Origin of the sequence: Planococcus sp. APC 3900 (assembly GCF_030407735.1) — a bacterium.
Taxonomy (GTDB): Bacteria; Bacillota; Bacilli; order Bacillales_A; family Planococcaceae; genus Planococcus; species Planococcus notacanthi.
In genome coordinates this window covers 353499-372857 of sequence record NZ_JASDCT010000002.1, presented here as the reverse complement: position 1 = coordinate 372857, position 19359 = coordinate 353499, and the positions used below count along the sequence as shown (strand labels likewise).

General features: G+C 45.5%; 19 protein-coding genes. 3 read left to right on the top strand and 16 right to left on the bottom strand.

Features of this window, described 5'->3' with window-relative positions:
• Positions 1-5: 5 nt before the first annotated feature.
• From QMA04_RS05805 to fadH, 12 genes are all read right to left on the bottom strand, one after another.
• Complete coding sequence (locus tag QMA04_RS05805) at positions 6-866, bottom strand: DUF58 domain-containing protein (RefSeq protein ID WP_290184503.1); 861 nt, start codon at positions 864-866, stop codon at positions 6-8.
• On the bottom strand, positions 863-1855 hold the full coding sequence (locus QMA04_RS05800; protein WP_191713929.1) for an AAA family ATPase: 993 nt from the start codon (positions 1853-1855) through the stop codon (positions 863-865). Before QMA04_RS05800 ends, QMA04_RS05805 begins: the two co-directional genes overlap by 4 nt.
• 14 nt (positions 1856-1869) lie before the next feature.
• Positions 1870-3327, bottom strand: coding sequence for a hypothetical protein (locus tag QMA04_RS05795; RefSeq protein WP_290184500.1), 1458 nt, complete (start codon positions 3325-3327; stop codon positions 1870-1872).
• A 12-nt stretch (positions 3328-3339) separates the two neighbouring features.
• Entirely contained in the window at positions 3340-4182 is an 843-nt protein-coding gene (locus tag QMA04_RS05790; protein WP_191713927.1) for an ABC transporter permease, read from the bottom strand.
• Positions 4179-5114 (bottom strand): ABC transporter ATP-binding protein, encoded by a 936-nt coding sequence (locus QMA04_RS05785; RefSeq protein WP_290184498.1) that lies wholly within the window; start codon positions 5112-5114, stop codon positions 4179-4181. Before QMA04_RS05785 ends, QMA04_RS05790 begins: the two co-directional genes overlap by 4 nt.
• On the bottom strand, positions 5111-7468 hold the full coding sequence (locus tag QMA04_RS05780) for a hypothetical protein (protein WP_290184496.1): 2358 nt from the start codon (positions 7466-7468) through the stop codon (positions 5111-5113). Before QMA04_RS05780 ends, QMA04_RS05785 begins: the two co-directional genes overlap by 4 nt.
• Positions 7469-7707: 239 nt before the next feature.
• Entirely contained in the window at positions 7708-8823 is a 1116-nt protein-coding gene (locus QMA04_RS05775) for an N-acetyldiaminopimelate deacetylase (RefSeq protein WP_290184494.1), read from the bottom strand.
• Positions 8824-8835: 12 nt separating this feature from the next.
• Positions 8836-9549 (bottom strand): 2,3,4,5-tetrahydropyridine-2,6-dicarboxylate N-acetyltransferase, encoded by a 714-nt coding sequence (dapD, locus tag QMA04_RS05770; RefSeq protein ID WP_191713923.1) that lies wholly within the window; start codon positions 9547-9549, stop codon positions 8836-8838.
• Positions 9550-9616: 67 nt separating this feature from the next.
• Positions 9617-10492 (bottom strand): transcriptional regulator CcpC, encoded by an 876-nt coding sequence (locus tag QMA04_RS05765; RefSeq protein WP_191713922.1) that lies wholly within the window; start codon positions 10490-10492, stop codon positions 9617-9619.
• Complete coding sequence (locus tag QMA04_RS05760) at positions 10482-11960, bottom strand: MDR family MFS transporter (RefSeq protein ID WP_191713921.1); 1479 nt, start codon at positions 11958-11960, stop codon at positions 10482-10484. Before QMA04_RS05760 ends, QMA04_RS05765 begins: the two co-directional genes overlap by 11 nt.
• 180 nt (positions 11961-12140) lie before the next feature.
• Positions 12141-12584 carry a cyclic-di-AMP-binding protein CbpB gene (cbpB, locus tag QMA04_RS05755; RefSeq protein ID WP_290184489.1) on the bottom strand — a complete coding sequence of 148 codons (444 nt, stop codon included), beginning with the start codon at positions 12582-12584 and terminating at the stop codon, positions 12141-12143.
• Between the two features lie 103 nt (positions 12585-12687).
• Complete coding sequence (gene fadH, locus QMA04_RS05750) at positions 12688-13455, bottom strand: 2,4-dienoyl-CoA reductase (protein WP_191713919.1); 768 nt, start codon at positions 13453-13455, stop codon at positions 12688-12690.
• Positions 13456-13689: 234 nt separating this feature from the next.
• On the opposite strand from fadH, the gene QMA04_RS05745 reads away from it, so the two are divergent.
• Complete coding sequence (locus QMA04_RS05745) at positions 13690-14151, top strand: YkyB family protein (RefSeq protein WP_191713918.1); 462 nt, start codon at positions 13690-13692, stop codon at positions 14149-14151.
• 42 nt (positions 14152-14193) lie between these two features.
• Here the strand turns inward: QMA04_RS05745 and QMA04_RS05740 are convergent, their stop codons facing one another.
• Both QMA04_RS05740 and QMA04_RS05735 read right to left on the bottom strand, forming a co-directional pair.
• The gene (locus QMA04_RS05740; RefSeq protein WP_191713917.1) at positions 14194-15054 is read right to left on the bottom strand and encodes an NAD(P)-dependent oxidoreductase; all 861 of its coding nucleotides are present in this window, start codon (positions 15052-15054) and stop codon (positions 14194-14196) included.
• Between the two features lie 611 nt (positions 15055-15665).
• Positions 15666-15854, bottom strand: coding sequence for a hypothetical protein (locus QMA04_RS05735; RefSeq protein ID WP_191714488.1), 189 nt, complete (start codon positions 15852-15854; stop codon positions 15666-15668).
• A 219-nt stretch (positions 15855-16073) separates the two neighbouring features.
• Between QMA04_RS05735 and QMA04_RS05730 the strand changes: the two genes are divergently transcribed.
• The gene (locus QMA04_RS05730) at positions 16074-16688 is read left to right on the top strand and encodes a CPBP family intramembrane glutamic endopeptidase (protein ID WP_290184485.1); all 615 of its coding nucleotides are present in this window, start codon (positions 16074-16076) and stop codon (positions 16686-16688) included.
• 58 nt (positions 16689-16746) lie between these two features.
• Entirely contained in the window at positions 16747-17346 is a 600-nt protein-coding gene (locus tag QMA04_RS05725; protein ID WP_191713915.1) for a hypothetical protein, read from the top strand.
• 63 nt (positions 17347-17409) lie between these two features.
• Here the strand turns inward: QMA04_RS05725 and QMA04_RS05720 are convergent, their stop codons facing one another.
• Both QMA04_RS05720 and QMA04_RS05715 read right to left on the bottom strand, forming a co-directional pair.
• The gene (locus QMA04_RS05720; RefSeq protein ID WP_191713914.1) at positions 17410-17853 is read right to left on the bottom strand and encodes a MarR family winged helix-turn-helix transcriptional regulator; all 444 of its coding nucleotides are present in this window, start codon (positions 17851-17853) and stop codon (positions 17410-17412) included.
• Positions 17854-17930: 77 nt separating this feature from the next.
• Positions 17931-19280 (bottom strand): TrkH family potassium uptake protein, encoded by a 1350-nt coding sequence (locus tag QMA04_RS05715; protein ID WP_290184482.1) that lies wholly within the window; start codon positions 19278-19280, stop codon positions 17931-17933.
• Positions 19281-19359: the final 79 nt, after the last annotated feature.

The window sequence follows — 19359 nt, the reverse complement described above, 5'->3', positions numbered from 1 at the left end:
TCACCTCATTTAATCCAATTTTTCCGAACCATCTGCTGAAACAGCACTTGCTCGATTCCTTCTTCTGTCTGCACCGGCAAATAAGCGATTCCATATGTTCGGCAAAGCGATTCCAGCCCTTTGGTGTGAAGCTCACTTTGCTTCCGGTATGCACGAAGCGCTTCTTCTGTAACCGTGACGTTCAATACCTGCTGAGTTTCATCATCGATAAAACGAAGATCTCCTTTATACGAAGGTGACCGTTCGTCTTCCGTCGTAATATGAATAAAGCGGATATCATGCGCATAAGCAGGAGCCTGTTTGAAGAATACCTGCCAGTCTTTCAGCGGTTCCAATCCATCCGATAGGATGAACAATACCGTCGAGTCTTTTGTTGCATGAAAACTTGCCTGTTTTGCGAATGACAGATTTTCGGGATCCGGCATAGAAGCCATAAAATGCTCGAATAACTTTCTGGCCGACTTCCCTTTTTTCCGAAAAGGAATCGTCTCTTTTTGTCCAGCCGAAACCGTCAGGCGGTCATCGTTCGACAACGCCATCAGACCCAAAGAAAAGGCCAGCTGTTTGGCAAACAGCCATTTGCTGTCCATTGACTTGGAGCTGTCTAACAAGATGTGGATACGCATTTCCTGTTCATCCAAAAACCGTTTGATATAGACCTTTTCAGTCCGTGCGTATACATTCCAGTCAATGTGGCGGACATCATCTCCTGGATGGTATTCCCGAAAATCGGAGAAATCCAGCGAACTGCCAAACCGCATAGAACGATGTGACCCTTTATGGTGGCCCCTGATTTTTGCCTTTGTTCCAATGGCATAACGGCTCACACGTGAACCCCAATCGGCAGGCAGATTCAACAACATCATTTGACAACGCCTTTTCCAGCATTGCTGAGCACCAAGTCAATCAACTCGTCCGCTTCTTTGCCCATCGCTTCAGCTTCGTAATTCAACAGCATGCGATGCCGAAGTACCGGTTTGGCCACATACTTCAAATCACCGATCGATACATGATAGCGTCCTTCCATCAAGGCACGCGCCTTAGCCAATCGAATCAGGCTCTGCAAGCCGCGTGGTCCACTTCCATACTGGACATATTGCTGGATTGCTTCGTGCTCTGAATGCTCAGGATGGGTATTTTGTATAATATCCACAGCCACCATTAAAATATCATCTGCCATCAGCACTTCTTTTACCATCTGTTGCGCCTCGACCAACCCTTCTGTATTCATCTTTTTGCTGAGGCTGATCGTTTGGGCTCCTGTCGTTCGGCGGCTGATTTCAGCCAATTCGTTGCGTGTCGGATAAGAAACCAGTATTTTGCATAGGAAGCGGTCCATTTGTGCTTCCGGCAACGGATAGGTTCCTTCCATTTCAATCGGATTCTGTGTTGCCAATACAAAAAATGGGCGTGCCATCTTTTTCGTATCGCCAAGAATCGTCACTGTTTTTTCTCCCATCGCCTCAAGCAATGCACTTTGTGTTTTAGGAGTAGCCCGGTTAATTTCATCAGCCAATACCATTTGGTGAAATATCGGCCCTTCCCGGAACGTAAATTGTTGCCGCCCTTCTGCATCCCGCTCGATCAGGCTGGTCCCTGTAATATCCGAGGGCATCAAATCAGGAGTAAACTGAATTCTTGAAAACGACAAATCGAGCACGTCTGAAATGGTCCGGATCAGCATCGTCTTGCCAAGCCCGGGAAGCCCTTCTAGCAATGCATGGCCATCCGCTAGAATCGCGTATAAAGAAAACTCGACAGCCCGTTCCTGGCCGACGATAAAGCGTCCAATCTCTTCTTTGACTTCCTGAAGCAATTGGCTCATTTCTGTAAATTGATCCGTTGTGTATGTCATGAGAACCCTCTTTTCTATTTGTCGGTTTCAATATCCGTAAAGTATTGCTCTACAATGGTCTGCAGATCAGGCGGCAATTGTAGACGGTCCGCGCTTGAAAAATAGGCATCCGAATAATCGCCCACGACCTCTTCATATGGCTGGATTGTGCCTTTGGTGGCAGGAACGGCTCCTTGCTGCTCTCCCGCTGCCTTGCCTTCGCCAATTTCGCCACTGTCCACTGCCGTTTCTCCTTGACCGCCAATTCTGGATGGGACGGTCAATAAATCCCGACTGCCTTTGCCCTTCCCGGCCCCCTGGCCTTGTCCTTGACCTTGCCCCTGACCCTGGCCTTGTCCCTGACCTTGTCCTTGTCCTTGTCCTTGTCCTTGTCCTTGTCCTTGTCCTTGTCCTTGTCCTTGTCCTTGTCCTTGTCCTTGTCCTTGACCTTGTCCTTGTCCTTGTCCTTGACCCTGACCTTGCCCTTGGCCTTGGCCTTGTGCCTGGCTTTGGCCCTTACTCTCACCTTCGCCTTCTTTTCCTTCTTCATTATTGGATGATTGGCCGTTTGCATCGGAACTGCCGGCGTCACCTGTTCCCTCAGATGATTTGCCGGTTTCAGATTCACTTGGATTTTCTTGTGTTGATTGTTCACGGTTAGCGATGGTCTGCTGCAGAGGAAATGCTACCGGTTTCCCCATATTGCTCAAAGCTGTTTGGGTTTTTCCGGCTTGTCCAGCTAATTGATCAGCAGCTTTCCCAATGTCTTTGGATATTGCTTCGGCTCTTGCATCCTTTTTTTCAGCCAGTTGCCGTTCCTTCAAGTCCAGTTCTTTTTGCTTTTTCACCACTTCTCTCAATACCGCTTCAGGGTCTTTTTCATCTTCAATCGTTGTTTTTAATGTATCCAATTCTTTTTTCACAATTTCTGTTTCTGTCTGTTTATTCATTTCATCGACTTCTTTTTTTATGTCTTCCACCAATTCGAGCTCTTTTTCTACGTCATTCGCCTGGTTTTGCAAATTGCTCGGAAAGATCAGGAGCAGCACCATTAAAGTCGCACTGACGACAGCCCCAATCAACCACTTGGGCCGCAGCCAGGCTTTGCGTTCTTTACGGAACAACTGATAGCTGAAAGGAACGGTTTGTGCAGTCTTTTTAGTCAACTCTTCCGCTAAAGGATTTTTTTCGGTCAGCCTCCACACCGTCAGCAGCTGATTATGTGGTGTGAACCGGTCCAACTCCTGAACTGCCTGCTGAAGGTTCGGCAAGTTTTTGAACGACAGTAATAGCCAACTTCCTACAGCAAAAAATCCCGCAGCATATGCATAAAATTCATAATAAGGAAGCACAAACAAGCGCGACACCAACAGCAGAGCCACTGCCAAAACAAGGCCTGCAACTAAAGCGGACTGCAGAGTGCGGCTAAAATGGAGCATTTTCAATAGCTTGTCTGTCTTTTTGACATACTTATGGATGTCGCGATTGTTCATGGGAATCCCTCCTTATTTGTATTTATTCATATTAACGCGAAGCTTTTTGACCGCCATGAAAATGCAGAAAACAGTCAGCAGAATATAAAAAATCGTATAGCCGATCCATAGTGGAACCGGAATCATCGTCAAGCTCTGCAACTGCCCTTCCATCGTCGGCTGCAGCAAAGTCAGCAGCACCGCCGGCGGGTTGATGGTGGCCCAGAAATGAGCCATCGGCGACATAGACGGTGCCGCAGTGCCCATTTGAGATACTTGGACCGAAATCAGCAGGAAAAATGCAGTGACGCCGGCAAAGAAGATCATTGCCCCATAGGTCGCAATGATCGCGACAATCGTTTTACGGATTAATGTGGAAAACATGACGCCGATGCTGGCTAATGCCAACAGTGTCAGCAGATAAAACAGGAAAATGAAAAGCAATTGGCTGGGAGAAACCCCTCCGTACAAGAATACCAGACTGTATATAGGCAGCCCAGATACAATCATCAGCAGCAGAAAAGCGATGGATGATGTCATCTTTCCAAAAATGATTTGGAAAGATGTTTGAGATGTTGTCAGCAGAATATTCAAGGTCTGTTTTTCACGTTCCGAACTGATGGTTCCTGCCGTCAGTGCCGGAGTGATGAATAAAATCAGCCCTAGCTGGATATAGGTCATGCTGCTGAACAGCATAAAGCTTTCATCAGGACGGAAGAATCCGCTTCCCGTCAGCGAGGTGGCCAAAAAGATGAAACCGAAAACAAAAACGCTCATGGCTATCAAATAGAACAGGATGCCCGTAAAACTTTTCAAATTACGGAAACGCAATTTAAGTTCCTTAATTAATACTGGATTGGCAGAAAGAGTTTTCATCCAATTTCCACTCCTTTTGTGATCGCCATAAAGACATCTTCCAGATCGGTTTCTTCTTCTGAAAATGACAGGATCGGAATTTTTTGTTCAATTGCCCGTTGCAGCATCCGCATTTGGTCTTCTTCTGCTCCCCGGTAGAAAAACTGAATCGTGTTTTTGTCACGCTGTTCTTCAATCTGAGAAACGAAGGGATCCATTTCAAAAAATGGAACAACCGGCTGTGTATCTCCCATTACTTTAACGCGCAGCACTTTTTCGCTTTGCAGTTGCGCTTGAATATCATGGACAGAGCCTTGTGCAATCAATCTGCCATTATCGATAACGCCGATGCTGTCGCACATTTCTGCAAGCTCGGGAAGGATGTGGGAAGAAATCAGGATAGTTTTGCCCATCGCTTTCAGCTCTCTTAAAATATCCCGCATTTCTACACGGGCACGCGGGTCAAGACCGGAAGCCGGTTCATCAAGAATCAGGATTTTTGGATCATGGATCAAGGCACGGGCCAAACATAGCCGTTGCTTCATTCCTCTCGACAACAAATCGACATAGTCATACCGCTTGTGCTCCAAATTTACCAATTCCAAAAGCTTCGGAATCAATGCAGCCCTTTCTTTCGGCTTGATGCCATAGCTCGCCCCATAAAAATCCAAGTACTCTTCAGTTTTCAGCTGATCGTAGACACCGAAGAAATCCGGCATATAGCCGATCTGTTTTCTGACTTCCTGAGGATTTTTCGTGACGCTTATTCCATTGATGAATGCGTCACCCGATGTCGGCTGCAAAAGAGTCGCCAAAATCGAAAAGGTGGTTGATTTCCCAGCGCCGTTCGCACCGACGAATCCAAATACGGTACTGTCTTCAACTATCAGATTCAAGTCCTGCAGCGCATAAAAAGAACCATATTTTTTAGTTAATCCGATGGTTTCAATCACGGGGTAATCACTCCTTTCAATTTAACTTTCGGTACGACTACTTCAGGATTCCCCGAATTCATGGACATTTTCAGCTTCAATTTAATCGTCCCTTCCGGCCCCACATAATTTTTAGCCGTATCGGTGAATTTTTTATTGGAATCCGTAATTTCTTCATAATTCCCGGTATCGGCATTCAAAATGGAAACGCTCAAGCTTTGCCCTGAAGTAATGACGGACAGCTCATCCCAGGCAGATTTGTCCTTCTCGATATCCTCAGGCAGCGTGTAGATCATGTCATACTCGCCTTCTTCCAAATAATACAGGTAGGGGTCGGTTGAGACGTTTTCAGAATAGGCATTGGTAGTGGTCCCGGTGATTCCCATCCCAAAAGCATCAGCATTTAGCGTGATTTCTCCACTTAAGGACAATTTCGGTTTAAAGCTTTGCGCAATCAAATGAATGGAATCCACTGAAGCACGCTGGTTTTCAAGAGTAATTGGAACGATGGCATCTTTTGTATAAGCAATCACATAAGGCGTTTTGCCGTTCTGTGACATCTGTTCATAGGACGTCGAGAGCAAAGTCTGGCGTCGGGCTTTTTCCAGTTCTTTCAGATCCGCTATCGGCATATAGCCATAGGATTGGCCGATAGCAGCGGCAGGCGACAAAATAGCCGACTGGATTTTCTCGTCCACTGCTAGTTCCTGTTCTGGGTTCAAATCGCCCAGATCCAAAAGGCGTGTCCCTGTCCAAATTGAGACGTCTTCGACAGCGAATGGAAAATTATTACGGATTGTTCCTGAAATTTTTTCTTCAGCCACTTCCAAGTCGATGGTGAAATCCCCACTGTTTTCAATATACGACTGGCCCATGATGGACTCTACAGACCAATAGCGCATATCACGCAAAGTCATTTGGTTGCTGGCAGCCCCTTTCTCCATCATTGCAGAAAGGTAAGGCTGTGTGCCTGAAAATTCACTGGCCATGCGATAAGTCATGGTAGTCGATGAAGGTGCGGTGAATTGATAATTCCCGCCACGGTTTGATAACAAGGAATTGACATAATAACCGTTCAATCCGCTGTCCACGTCCACTTCAAAAAAACCGGTCTGCTGAATCTGCGGATTGCCGATCCGATCTTTGGCACCATATGCGAAGAGACCGATCGAGGTCAGTAAAGCGACTCCCGGAATGATGAACCAGGCATATTCCCGTTTGTCTTTTTTCTTCAAGACAATGTAAAGAACAGGCACAATCAAGAGGATATAAAGCAAAATGACAGCAAGGATAAACGGACGTGACACAGCAAAGCTGTCGAATAGCTCGTTGACATCCCCCACCTCATAGCTCATGTAATCAAGGATCGATTGGCCGCCCATAGAATTGTATGCATTCAACGACGTCGGAAAGAAGTTCGACATCATCTTGCTATAGCCCTTTTGGGCAGAAACCGTTTCATCTCCAAGAGAAAAGCTCAGCTGCGTCAAACTTCCGGTACCCACTGGCTGGGTCGCAGCAAAAACCTGCCCATCTTTCTGCAGCTTGACAGCGGCTCCTTCTCTAGCAACCGCTTCGTATGCAGGTACTGGCTTCTCCAACCCTGGAACGGCTGCTTCAATCGAATTCCCCAGTTCCAATGGCAAGTATTCACTTAAACTGCCAAGTTCAGCTTCTGCGCTGCTGGATGAACCGACGATCATGTTGCCGCCTTGCTGCATCCATTGCAGAATTGCCTGTTGTGCCGGATCCGGCAAATCACTAAAGGCAAACTCATCAATGACCAAGTAATCGATCATGTCCCAAGCCTGTGCTTCGGTCGGCAATGAGAAGTTTTTTAATTGATTCAGATGAAACACTTCCACTCCTTCGCTTGCCGGAACCGCCAGTTGCTTCAACGGCAACAGACGGTCCGGATTATCCGTCAAGGTGGCTACAAATAACGTCATGGGCGAATAATAGGAAGGCTGGACCATCTTTGCACCTTTGAAGGCAATGGATTTTCCGTCTTCCCAGCCACCTTCAAATACAAAGATGTTCTGGTCTCCTGGACCTCCTGTGTAATACATATCCGACAATCCGGATGAGGCAATCTGCAAGGTCTTGCTTTCGCCTTCAGCCAGCTCGATCGGCATCGCCAGACCGGCCCCAAGATTGTAGGTTTCAGAATAGCTCAGCACGAGGTCTCCGGAAAATGCAGAGCCTTGATTGGTCACTGTAAATTGCAGCGGCAGCCCTTTTTCGTACTTGACCTTATTTTGAAAACCGGCGCTGGAATCCACCGTGATTTGCGGTGCTGCCAATGTTACCTGCGGCACAATAAACAAACTGATAAATAATGCAAAAACCAAAAATGCCAGCAAGCGTTTGTGCATGTTGATCCCCCTTTTTCTTGTCTCTTTATTAGTACGCTGGCTAAGTTAAATAGTTCCATTTTCTCATAACAATTTTTCAGTTATTTTTAACGAAGAAGTGCTTGTTGCAGTACCCGTAAAATAGGAAGACAGGCATCTCGTTGTAACGCCTTTTTTCCTGGGCTGGCGGTTAAACGTCCATCCTCTCTCCCTTCCTATTTTTCTCCATAAAAAAAGAACGGCAGCCTAAGCTGTCCGCCCTACAATTCTGACATGAATCCATGGATAAACCCTGGCATTAAGTCCAGAATTTTTTCATCCGGATCCAGTTTCGCGTGATGCAATCCATAAGGTGAAGAAACTCCTGCCCAAAACATCAGTCCTGGCAGCTGTTCGGTAAAGTAACCAAAATCTTCGCCTGTCATAGCCGCTTCGCTGCGAATGGCTTGAATGCCTTCAGATTCGCTGGCATAACGGAGAAACTTCTCCGCCAGTGCCTCGTTATTATTGACTTCCAAATACCCTGAACCGTAATCGATGGTGACCTTGCAATGATTGGCTTCTTCGACAGCCCGGCAGATAGCTTCAATCCGTCGCTTCATATGAACCATGGATTCACTGTTCAGCGTACGGATTGTCCCTTCCAAACGTGCATGCTCAGCAATAATATTTTGCACCGTTCCGGCAGTCATTTTGCCGACCGTCAGAACGGCAGAGTCCATCGGATTAACAGTTCGGCTGACGATGGTCTGCAGCTGAATCAATAACGAAGCAGCAGCAACGGCCATATCTTCCGTCAAATGTGGATAGGCTGCATGGCCGCCTTTGCCCCGGAGGTCGATAAACAGCTCGGACGTATTGGCAAACAGCAAACCTGGCCGGGTGCCGACTGTACCGACCGGCAGCTCAGGCGCAATATGCAGCGCACAAATCACGTCCGGAAGAAAATCCGGTTTGTCATTTTTCAGCCATTCACGAAATGGCAATGCTCCTCCTGGACCTTCTTCTGCAGGCTGAAACAAAATCACGGCATCATCCTTGATGGGTTTGTCAATCAGCTTTTCAAGCAACCCGAGTGCTACCGCCATATGGACATCATGTCCACAGGCATGCATATATCCGGGATGAGTCGATTTGAAATCGAATCCGGTCTCTTCTGTAATCGGCAGAGCATCGATGTCCGTACGCCAGCCAATCCGCTTCTTGGGATGGCTGCCCCGCACTTTAACCGCGATGCCGGTACGCCATTCCACCACTTCCAGCCGCTCTTGAGGCAATCGCGAAATGGCTTCCAATAGATAAGCCTGTGTTTTAACTTCCTGAAAACCAATTTCCGGAATTTGATGCAGATCTCTTCTGATTTTCACTAATTCCATTGGATTCACCGATTACAGCTGTCTTAGTTCTTGTTTGATTTCAGTTTTCGAACGTGTTTTCTCATCCATCAATTTCAATACGCGAGCTGGAGTTCCACCTACTACCGAGTTTTCAGGAACGTCTTCAATCACGATAGCCCCTGCAGCAACTACGGCGCCTTTGCCGATGCGAACCCCTTCAAGAACTACTGCATTGGCTCCGATCATTACATTATCTTCGACGATGACAGGGGTAGCTGATGCCGGCTCGATCACGCCGGCCAGTACAGCGCCGGCTCCGATATGGCAGTTTTTGCCGACAGTTGCACGGCCGCCTAATATAACGCCCATATCGATCATTGTTCCATCTCCGATAACAGAGCCGATATTGATGACAGCGCCCATCATGATGACACAATTATTGCCGATTTCCACGTTTTCACGGATAAACGCACCCGGTTCAATGCGGCTGTTGATGTTTTTCATATCCAATAATGGAATGGCTGAATTTCTGCGGTCGTTCTCTACAACCGAATCTTCGATGACAGAAGCATTCGCTTCCAATGCCTTTTGAATATCTGCCCATTCACCAAATACAGTAACTGAACTGCCTTCTCCGAATACTTTGGAATCTGTTCCATAATCCAAATCAGCGACGCCCTGTCCTTTTATGTATACTTTAACGGGTGTAGATTTTTTGGCATTCTGTATGTACGAGATAATTTCATTTGCATCCATCTGTTTCATCAATATAACCTCTTTCTATTATGTGATGCTGTTATTATATCTGATATTGCATAATAATTCATCCGCTTCACCTTAATAAAGCGGCATGTTTTTTGACTATATTGACAAATGCCTCTACTTGGCGAAGCTGGAATGCTGATTCATAGCCAATCAGCCATGTATCCCGCGTCAATTCAAGTTCTTCTTTATTGTTTGTCAAAGGCATCATATGGACATCTTCAGTGCCGGTCAATGTAATGGAAGGCAGGATGGCATAGCCGATGCCATTGACGGCCATCTGCTTACAGGTCTCAATCTGGTCTACTGTAATCTGCCGTTTCGGATTGGAGGCAAAATGCTTTTGCCACCATTGCTGGATCTCTTCGTAATAAGTCGAGTCGCTTTTAAACTGAATAAAAGGCCGGTCCGTCTGAAGCAACTCTTCCAATGATCGAATTTCCTTATCTACAAGATACAACGTATCTTTGAATAAATGGAGTTTCGGCCCTTTCCAATCTGTATGGCCCCGTACAATTCCGATATGTGCTTCTCCTTCGTACAGCGAACGGACGATTTCAGAGCTCCAGCCGGTAATCAATTGAATTTTGGCTTCCGGGTAAAGCGTGACGAAATCCTTCAGCACTTTGGGCAGCCAGTTCTGGCCGATGATTGTCGCGCATGCAATTTTCAAAGTGCCGTGAACTTTGGATGTCAACGTGTGCAGCACTTCGAAAACTTCTTCTTTGCGCTGGATGGTTTCATTGGCGTATTGAATCACCAATTCTCCCGCTGGTGTAGGAGATAACCCTTTTTGAGAACGGATGAACAATTGCTGTCCCCAATCCTTCTCGATTGTTTGAAGGCGTTGGGATAAAGCCGGCTGGGATAAAAACAGCCGCTCTGCCGCTTTTCTCATATTCCCTTCTTCCGCAAGCACTTTAATGATCAATTCTTCATTTGACACTGCTCTTCACTCCTTTCTGTCCGCGAAGCCCAAAGATCAGGATGAAACTGAGCAGCGCAAAAAATGCAGTAACCACGTACACATTCTGGAGCGCACCAGCCAATGCCTGCTGGAGAAAATCCAGTGTCTGGGTTGAAATTCCGGCACGGCTGTCCACGCTCAATAAATCATTGATTGAGCTTAACGAATAATTCTCGCCATTGTCAGCAAAATAACGCAGCAGAGAACTATTAAGTATGCTGCCGAGCAATGCCACGCCTATCGTGCTGCCTAAATTTCGCATGAACATATTCGAGGCCGTCGCCGATCCACGCTGTTCGTAGGAAACGGCAGCCTGTATCGAAACAATAAAGGCCGTGCTGGTCAGCCCCATTCCAATTCCGATGCAAAAACTCGACATGGCTGCCCATAAAGGACCGAACCCTGGCTGCATCAAGACAAACAACAATGTTCCCGCTACCAGGAATATTCCGCCAGCTAAAGATGTTTTGAAATAGCCGATCTTCAGCAGCAACCTTCCCGAGAAGAAAGCTGCCAGTGGCCAGCCAATCGACATCGCGGTCAGAGTGAAGCCTGCAATAGCTGCAGGCTGTTCCATCACCCCGGTCACATAGGTCGGCAAATAACTGGATATGCTGATTAAAATGACACCGGTCGCCAAAGATACGAGATTGGCATACAGAATGGTCTTATTCTTCCAGATTTCAAAAGGCATCATTGGATCGGCTGCTTTCTGTTCTGCCCAGACAAACAATGCGATAAGCACTAAGCTAGCTGCCGCTAAAATGAGCGATTGCCTGGACAACCAATCAAACGATACGCCGCCTTCAACCAATAAATACAGCAAGCTTGATAAAGCGGCCGTTAATAAGAATGCCCCTTTATAGTCAATTGCCGGTTTCTTCGTATTTGCGGGTTCCTTTAAAAACAGCACTACACCAAGAAGAGAGACGATGCCAAGAGGAAGATTCAGCCAGAAGACATATTCCCACCCGATGGTCGCCACAAGAATCCCGCCGATTGCCGGTCCAGTGACTGCTGAAATTCCCCAGACACTCGATAAATACCCTTGTATTTTTGCGCGTTCTTCCCTGGAGTAAATATCACCGACAATAGTCGTGGCAATCGGCATGACTGCCCCTGCCCCCATGCCTTGAATAAAGCGATAAAATATCAATTCTTCGATAGAATTGGCTAATCCGCATAAAAGCGAACCGACTAAAAAGAGCAGCATGCCAAAAGCGAATACCCGCTTTCGCCCAAAAATATCGGATAATTTCCCGTAGATTAAAACCGTTACGGTACTCATCAGTAAATAAGCTGAGAACACCCAACTGTATTTTGAAAAGCCGCCCAGCTCAGAAGCAATGCTGGGCATTGCGGTCGAGACGATTGTGGCTTCAACCGCACTGACGAACATGGCCAGCATGACAGAAGCCAAAATCAGCGGCCTTTTTGAATTTTCCATTGAACAGACCTCTTTTCGACTATCTCCAATTAGCAGCACCAACCGGGGTTGATCTAGTGCAGTTCCCTACACGTTTGAGTGGTGGCCTGCGCTCATAATATCTCTCGTATGGGAAATATCCCATCCTTTTTTAAGCATAAAAAAGGCCTCAAAACGAGACCTTCTCCATTATTGCCTTATTCAATTCTTCAGCTGATAAATTTGTTTTTTCAATTGTTTCAATACAACACGCCGCGTCAAAATCCCCATGAACATTCCTTCATTATCAACTACGCAAAGAAAGTTCTGGTTGATGACCATATCAAGCGCTTTTTGAAAACGTTCATTGACGTGGATCAAGGGCAGATCTGTTTCCATGATATCTTCCACACGGATGTCTGGAAGCCGTTCGTATTCTATATGATCCAATCCAAGAATCGCATCAGTAATCCGTTGTACATTGATCAAACCCCGAAAGCGGTATTTTGAATCCAAAACCGGAATTGCGGAATAGCCCGTCTTGGTGAGTACGAGCAATGCATGTTCAGCACTGTTTCCCATCTGTACATGAGCAACTTTCTCGGAAGAAATGATATAGTCTTCGATTGGTGTATCTAGAAAATCTCTGCTTGGTAATGAAATCATGTGCTCTACTCCTTTTGCTGCGCCTGTATTGGATACCGACCATTCAGGTTTTATCATAACACATCGTGTTTATGGACACTATTGAATTGCTGCGCAGAATCCCTTAAAAAGGAAACTTATTCAGCCATTGTCCCCCGTCCAAAGTAACAATTTCTCCATTCATATAAGACGCTTTTTCCGACATGATAAAGGCTGCAAGTTCTGCAACTTCCTCCGGTTTTCCGAGCCTGCCAAGAGGAATAGATTCTATTGTCCGTTTCGCCGCCTTTTCGGATTCCCAAAGTTTATCGGCTCCGCCGGTGCGTTCGATCGGTCCAGGCGCAATGCCATTGACGCGTATGCCAAACTGCGTGCCCCATTCTACAGCCAATGTGCGGGTCAATGACATGACACCTGCTTTTGCAGCAGCTGAATGTGCTACGCCCGCCCCAGCGTTCCAGGCGTAGGTGGCAAGCATATTCAGGATATTTCCTTTTGTGCCGTTCTCAATCCAGTAATTGCCGACTGCATGGGAACAAAAGAAAGTTCCGTTCAAGACAATGTCGATCACCGATTTCCACCCATTAGGCGACAACTTTTCTGCGTGGACAATAAAATTGCCGGCGGCATTGTTTACAAGTCCATCCACTCTCCCAAACTTATCGTGTGCAAATTTGACCATTGCTTTGGCGTGCTCAGGTTCACGGACATCCATTTGAAAAACTTCGACTGATCCCCGCTCTCCTGTAATCGCTTTCACAGCTTCGTTCAGTTTTTCCATATCCCGTCCAGTAATGACGACATTGGCCCCTTCCGAAGCGAACTTTTTTGCCATGTGCAATCCCATACCGCTTGACCCACCTGTAACAATCATTGTTTTGTCCGTGAACATTCAAACATCCCCCTTTTGATTATGCTTTATATGCCGAATTGACGAGTCCCTCTTATGATAGTCACAAGCCCTTTGAAACTCAATCGGGATTTATTTAATTCGACTTGATTAATAGAGTTCGATGCAAGACGTGCTTTTCCCTTTTATTGACCATGCCCTTCGGTATACAGTGCTTGGAAATTTTGATATGATAAAGTCGAACCACACGTAATTTCGGATGAAAGGAATGAGTCCATGACCTCTTCTAAATCAGATTCAGATATCGCACAAGCCATTTTCACTGTAAACCGGCACGCAAAAACTGCTCCTGACAATCAATACTTGTATGCCTTGAAAAAAGAAGCTTTAAATTTGATGATTGAACAGCAGCGCGCACAAAAAATCGGTTTGCACTTCAGCAAAAACCCCCAGAAAAGCCAACAACAATCTTCAGTCCTCGTAAAATGTGGCAATTATTATTTTCATATGCTCCCGAAAAAGGAAGATTTCGCCTCACTCGAGCATTTAGGCCATTTAGACGATACGTACCGCAATCCTCCAAGCCGGATGAATTTAAAAGTGGCGAAGGAAACCTTGCGCGTCTTGACAGGATTGGAACCACAGAAAAAAGAAACAACCGTTTCCAATTTCACCAAATCCTATCAGCCTCGGCAAGTTGATCGATTTTATTCACCAAAAAAATCTTATTTTGATTGATGACGGTTATCAGCCGGAAACCTCCAAAGGTTTCCGGCTTTTTTATGCTTCATAATGCTTGATGAGTGCTTGGGTGCCTTTATCCTGATAGCCCTGAGCCGCCAATTCTTCATACATACTCAATGACAAACGGAGGCCAGGAAGTTGCAATCCCAGATTCTCCGCTTCTTCTGCAGCGATTTTCATGTCTTTGATGAAATGCTTGATGTAGAACCCGGGACGAAAATCTTCATTGATCATTTTCGGTGCCAAGTTTGCCAACGACCAGGAGCCAGCTGCACCTGTAGAAATAGATCTCAAGACACGTTCTGGATCAAGCCCTGCTTTTTTGGCATAGATAAGCGATTCGCAGACGCCGATCATGTTGCTGGCAATTGTAATTTGGTTGCACATTTTGGTATGCTGGCCAGAACCCGCCGGTCCTTGGAAGACGATATTTTCACCAAATAGATCCAGTATCGGGGATATTTGTTTGAAAATCTCTTTCTCACCACCGACCATAATGGACAATACTCCATTTTTAGCACCGATATCCCCGCCGGATACCGGAGCATCCAATGCGTGGAGCCCATTCGCAGCAGCGGCTTCGAAAATGCGTTGTGCCAACAAAGGCTGGGAAGTGGTCATATCTACAAGCACGGTTCCTGCTTTCGCGTTTTTCAACAATCCTTGTTCCCCAAAATAAACTTGTTCCACATCGGAGGGATAGCCGACCATTGTGAAAATAACTTCGCTTTTTTCAGCTACTTCCTGCGGTGATGCCAGCAAAACAGCTCCAGCTTCTACTAGATTCTCGGCTTTTTTAGCTGTTCGAGTGTAAATGGAGACCTCATGTTTGTGATCCAATAAATGTTTGACCAGGCTATTGCCCATAACACCAGTTCCAATAAATCCGAGCTTCATATGTAGTTCCTCCTTTTGTTGATGTTCTCAGTTTAGCAAAAATCTTCCGTAAACTAAAGAAAAGTGGAAGCGATCGGGTAGGTCCGACAGGCATAAGGCACTTCGGCTGTGCGGCATCTCTTCAGCCGCATAGCCGGAGGGACTTATGACCCCGAGGAGCTGATCGCTGTAGCTGGACAATAGAAAAGTGGAAGCGGCCGTTTAAGGAAGGAAACCTAAGTACGCGACTTCCTGTCGCAACGGTTACCTGATCCACATCCTGTGGACCTCCGACAGGGGTAAGACGATCTGGCGAAGCGGCGTTTTTTCAGCCGCATTGCCAGAGTGGCTTGCAGCCCGAGGAGTTGGCCGCTGCAGCTGGACAATAGAAAAGCGGATACAGCTGTTTTTTTGCAAAAAAAAAGAAGCCGATCCGCATAACGGACCGACCACAAAAGGGGGAAATGAGAATGTTGCTGTGTTCAAGTATACTATCCCCTTCCCACAAACACTTTAAACATATTCATTTAAAATATTTACCTTTTTTTATTTTTATTTAATCAACCTTATGGCTTTCAAGAATAGCTAGGCTGCTTTGTTCCTTTAAAATACTTGATTGCTGCGGAAAAAACTCACTTAGAGGGTTCTTCTGTATAAGTATAGACAGTCAGTCCAAGATGGTAAGCTGTGCCTCTGAAATGCTTAAAATCTTCACGTGCGATCAGCACAGTCCGGAAATCAAGAAAATCTTCCTTTTGAATAGTGATCGATTCAATTTCACCGTTCTTCAAGTCTTCAAGCAGCTGGTTATAGTCAGTCATGAATTGTTCTCCTTTTGCCATAGTTTTAGTAACCCCTTCTGTTATAATACTAGACGGATGATATAAATCGTATATATCCGGCATTTTTCGGGTTATCTCCAGACAGATTATAAAACTCTGTTCCAGTAAACAGTATACAGCAACAATACAAACCGGACATCTTTGTCCATTCCACCATTTGTGTAATTAAGCATGGCTTTGATTTTTAGGAGGATTTACATGATTAATTTTTTCAAGCAGCATACCTTGATTTTCATGCTGCCATTGGCTTTCTTTTTATACAACTTAGCTTTCGAAAACACTTCTATTTTCTGGTATATGTACACATTTGCGATGTTGACTTTAATGTCCGCCGCTATCATATTCGTTAAAATCCATGATGAGCTTGTTACGTGGAAATCGTTAATTTACGGATTGGGGTACGGGACACTTCTGTATGGGCTTATTGCTATTGGTTTCCAATTGCTTCTCCTGACACCCATCGATGTTGCGGGACCAGTTAAATCTTTCCTGTCCGACTTCTCCCCCTTCTCAATTTGGCATTACTTGCTGCTGATGTTCATCATCGTCCCCGGAGAAGAGATTTTTTGGAGAGGCCTCGTTCAGCAAAAGCTGAAACAATACCTCTCCACCTCCTGGTCAATTCTCGTCAGTTCGATTCTGTTCGGTTCTGCACTTGCCTTAGGTAATTTTTGGCCTGGGGTTTGGGCTGGAATTGCTGCCGGCTTGGTTCTCGGTCTGCTCTATGAATGGAAAAAGAGCCTGCCAGTCATCATTATCGCTCACCTGGTCATGATTGTCCTATTATTCCTGGTGTTGCCATTGCCTGTTTAAACGAAACATTCCTTCTTGTCGAACGTCTACTTAGACGAACCGATAGGGAGGTTTTTTTATGAAGAAGAATTTATTCATCCTGTCATCCATTCTCACCACCGGATTATTGTTAGCTGCTTGTGGATCGACGAATACAACAGATCAAGAAACGGAACCGACACCGGAGGATGCAGCAGAAGAAGTCGTTCAGGAAGAAACGGACGACAGTACCCCGGCAACTGATGCGGCCGAACCTGAAGGAACACTGACTCAGAGTGACGGACAGAATTTTGAAATGCACGTCCTTGAAGGGTATGAACTGACAGCAGAAGAGCCGAAAAAAGATTCTCTTTATGTAAAGGATCATCCAGCTGTCTTTATGCGAATTGAAACATTCACACCCGAAGAAACCGATTTCGCTACTGCAGAAGAAACCATGATCCAAACTCTTCAGGCTGTAAGCCCAGATGAGGAAGCTGTTGAAGTTACGGATTTTGACGGATCCGGCTATACTCAGTCGACTGCATGGAAAGTTCCAAGTTCAGAAGGCAGCGTGACAGGACTTGTCTATGAAAAAGATGATTTGCTGGTCCGTTTAACTATTTTTGACGATAGCACTGTCAACGCCACTGAAGAATTTCTCGCTATGGGAAAAACCATTAAAGCAAAAGCGCAATAAACCATTGTTCTGCAAGTCCACAAAAAGGCCATCCGGAAAATTCCGGATGGCCTTTTAACGTGCTCAATATGACAGGTCTTTGATCGACAAGCCTAATTTTTTCATCAATTCGATGGCTTGTTCTTTTTCTTCGTTTGACAGCACGTTCGTCAATTCATGCAATTTCTTTTCGTGTTCCGGAAAGACCTGAGCCATAAATTCTTTTCCTTGCTCAGATATCTCCGCATATGTCACGCGCCGGTCACTCGGACAATTGACACGGTTAATATAACCTCTTTTTTCAAGCTTATCGATTACGTATGTAATCGAACCGCTCGCCAATAGAATTTTCCCGCCTATTTTCTGGAGCGGCTGCTTGCCTTTATGGTATAAAAGTTCAAGTACAGCAAATTCTGTCGGGTTTACCCCACTCGCCTGGAAAAACTGGTTAGTTTGTTCCGATATGGCTTTGTGCGCACGTGACAGCACAATAAATAATTTTAACGATTGTTTAATATCTTCATTCATTAGGTTCACTCTTTCTACTGTTTAAGCTGCATTACACTAATTATAGTCTTTTTCCGCTAAAATAACACCTTTGGGAGTTAGCCAATGATAACACGCTCTTTTGGATAATGAAATTTCGTTGGATCGGTTTTTCCGCCAATAGTGAAGAGGAAGGATATCAAACCGACACGTCCCACAAACATCAAAGCCATGATGATGATTTTGCCGATCACCGACAGGTCATCCGTTAGGCCAAGTGACATGCCGCAGGTTCCAAATGCCGAAGTGATCTCAAAGACGATTTCCACGAGCGTTGCCTGGGGTTCCGTGATGAGCAATGTGATGGTTGCAGCAAGCACCATGAAAACCGCCAGAAAAATAACAGCGAACGAACGAAAAACATCAATCAATTCAATTTCACGCTTGAATATCTGGATGGTGTTTTTCCCTCTCGCAAAATTGATCAGGAACAAAAACGCGATGGCGAAAGTGGTAGTCCGTATTCCGCCTCCTGCCGAACTCGGTGAAGCTCCGATGAACATCAGCGCACTCATAAAGACATTTGTGGCTTCATTAAATTGGGTGATGTCGACGGTAACCATTCCACCAGAGCGTGAGGAGACCGAATGGAACATCGCCGCAAATGCCGCTTCATGCCAACTCATTCCTTTAAATGCCCGGAATGATTCGAGCAGTAAGATGCCGGCTGCTCCAACCGCCAGTAAAATCGCAAAAATGCTTGTGGTAATTTTAGTAAAAAGAGAGAAACGGAAATGTTTTTCTTTATTCGACAAAAATTCTTTTATTTCAATCAGTACAGGAAAACCGATGGCCCCCAAAATAATCAGGATCATATTGATGATCTGCACAAAATAATCATTGAAGTAAGGGACCAATGACTCTCCTGTAATATCAAAACCGCCGTTCGTCGTTGCGGTTACAGCACCAAACACACCATGAAGCAAAGCTTCCTGGAACGTCGGGAAATACTGCGTAAAATAAATAGTCAAAATGAGTGCTCCCACCGCTTCTATCAGAAGGAGGATTTTAACTATTTCACGAATCAATTTAACTACGCCAGCCATACTCGACTGGTTATGGTCAACCATGATCAATTGGCGCTCCCGCAAGCCGATTCGTTTACCGACCAGCAGCCAGAAAAACGTACCGATGGACATGATGCCAATACCGCCTAACTGCAAAATAACCATTAATACGATGATGCCAAAGACTGTATAGGTCTCCACTACATTGATTGCCGTTAAACCTGTTACGCTCACCGCACTTACTGCCGTGAAAAGACTATCAATCATTGGGATGGTCATGCCTGGTCTGTGGACATTCGGTAACCTCAATAATAAGAAGGAAATGGCAATTGCCACAAAGTAATACGAAACAATCGCCTGTGCAGGTGTAAGATTCCGTACTTTTTGAAATGATTTATTCATAGGACATTGATTCCCTTCAGCGTTTTTCTCTCTCCCCATTCTATGAAAAGAATAGGCAAAAGGAAAGAGAAATCGAAAA